Source organism: Dietzia sp. UBA5065, from assembly GCA_002415925.1.
In the GTDB taxonomy this organism is placed as follows: domain Bacteria; phylum Actinomycetota; class Actinomycetes; order Mycobacteriales; family Mycobacteriaceae; genus Dietzia.
In genome coordinates, this window is sequence record DIAZ01000072.1 from 1,598 (window position 1) to 3,550 (window position 1,953).

A 1,953-nucleotide genomic window follows, 5' to 3' on the forward strand; every position below is an offset into this window, starting at 1 on the left:
ACGGTGATCGTCTCCAGCCGCAAGGCCGATCAGTGCGAGGCCGTCGCGGCGGAGATCACGGCCGCCACGGGCACCGCGGCGTACCCGCTCGCCCTCCACGTGGGGGACTGGGACGCCATCGAACCCGCCGTGGACAAGATCGTCGCCGACCACGGATCGATCGACATCGTGGTGAACAACGCCGGGATCGCACCGCTGGCGCCGTCGGCGTTGGAGGTCTCCGAGGCGCTGTTCTCCAAGACCATCGACGTCAACCTCAAGGGGCCCTTCCGCCTCATGGCGGTCGCCGGAGATCGCATGGTCTCCGCCGGCGGCGGCTCGATCATCAACATCTCCAGCATCGGCGCCGAGCGCCCGAGCCCGCCCGAGGCGACCTACGCCGCCTCCAAGAACGGGCTCAACGCGCTCACCCGGGCCTTTGCCCAGGAGTACGCGCCCACGGTGCGGGTCAACTGCGTCATGCCGGGGGCGTTCGCCTCCGACATGGCGGCGGACTGGGACTCGGAGTTCCTGGGCCTGGTCGTGAACCGCCTCCCGGCGGGGCGCCTGGGTGATCCCCGGGAGATCGCGGGCATGGTCGTGCACCTGGCCTCCGACCAGGCCGGCTACACGACCGGCGCGATCATCCCGGTCGACGGCGGACGCACGGCGGTGTACTGATGCCCACCCCAGCGGAGCTCTTCGATCTCACCGGCAAGGTCGCCGTGGTCACCGGCGCCTCCTCCGGGCTGGGTGACGGGTTCGCCCGCACCCTGGCGGCGGCCGGGGCGACGGTCGTGGCGGCGGCGCGGCGCGCGGACCGCCTCGAGACGCTCGCGGCGGACCTGCCGGGGCTGGTCCCGGTGGAGTGCGACATCACCGTCCCCGGGGATCGGGAGCGGCTGATCTCGACCGCGACGCAGATCACGGGCGGGATCGACATCCTGGTCAACAACGCCGGCCGTCCGGGTCCGCCGGACGCGCTGTCCGAGAGCGCGGAGGAGTTCGACGACATCCTGCGCGTCAACCTGACCTCGGGCTTCCATCTCTCGGTGGCCGCGGTCAAGGCCCTCCCGGAGGACCGGGGACTGTCGATCGTCAACATCTCCTCCGTGGTGGGGCTCGTGTCGACCGCGCCGATCGGCGGCGCGGGCTACGCGGCGAGCAAGTCCGCCGTGATCGGGACGACGCGGGAGCTCGCCGGCCAGTGGGGACGCCGCGGCGTGCGGGTCAACGCGGTGGTTCCCGGGTGGTTCGACACCGAGATGACCGACGGGCTGTTCACCAACGACAAATCCGCGGGCTGGGTCCGACGGAACTCGATGCTCGGCCGCGGCGGACGCCCCGGCGAGGTCGACGGGGCCGTGCTGTTCCTCGCGTCGGACGCGTCCAGCTACGTGACCGGACACGTCCTCACCGTGGACGGCGGGTGGACCGCCCGATGAGTGCCGCCGCGCCCGCCGGGGTCACCGGGGAACCGCCCGCGACCATGCGGGCATGGCGCCTCCACGCGTGGGGCAGCGGCCCGACCCTCGACAGGGTGGCCGTTCCCCGTCCGGCGCCCGGCGAGGTCCTGCTCAAGGTGGACGCGGCCGGTCTGTGCCACTCGGACCTCCACATCATGGACGCCGCCGAGGGCGTCCTGCCCTACGAGTTGCCGTTCACCCTCGGACACGAGGTGGTGGGGACGGTCGTCGCGGTGGGGGACCGGTCCGACTCTGAGTGGATCGGCCGCACGTGCGGCGTCCACGGCGTGTGGTCGTGCGGCTCCTGCCGCAAGTGCCGCGGCGGCCGGGACAACTACTGCGTCGACCTGCGGGGGCCGATCGGCGGCGGGACCGGATACGACGGCGGGCTGGCCGAGTACATGCTCGTGCCCGCCACCCGGCACCTCGTCCCCGTGGACCCGGGCGCCGGACCGGCGCTCGCCCCGTTGACCGACGCCGGGCTCACCGCCTACCACGCCGTGGTCTC

The 1,953-nt window shown here is 72.8% G+C and carries 3 protein-coding genes; all 3 read left to right on the forward strand.

What is annotated here, in order from left to right; genetic code table 11:
• On the forward strand, nucleotides 1-660 hold a 660-nt coding region (locus B4M60_RS05290), incomplete at its 5' end, for an SDR family NAD(P)-dependent oxidoreductase (protein WP_291080978.1).
• Complete coding sequence (locus tag B4M60_RS05295) at nucleotides 660-1,424, forward strand: SDR family NAD(P)-dependent oxidoreductase (RefSeq protein ID WP_291080980.1); 765 nt, start codon at nucleotides 660-662, stop codon at nucleotides 1,422-1,424. The genes B4M60_RS05290 and B4M60_RS05295, both read left to right, overlap by 1 nt.
• On the forward strand, nucleotides 1,421-1,953 hold a 533-nt coding region (locus tag B4M60_RS05300), incomplete at its 3' end, for an alcohol dehydrogenase catalytic domain-containing protein (RefSeq protein ID WP_291080982.1). The genes B4M60_RS05295 and B4M60_RS05300, both read left to right, overlap by 4 nt.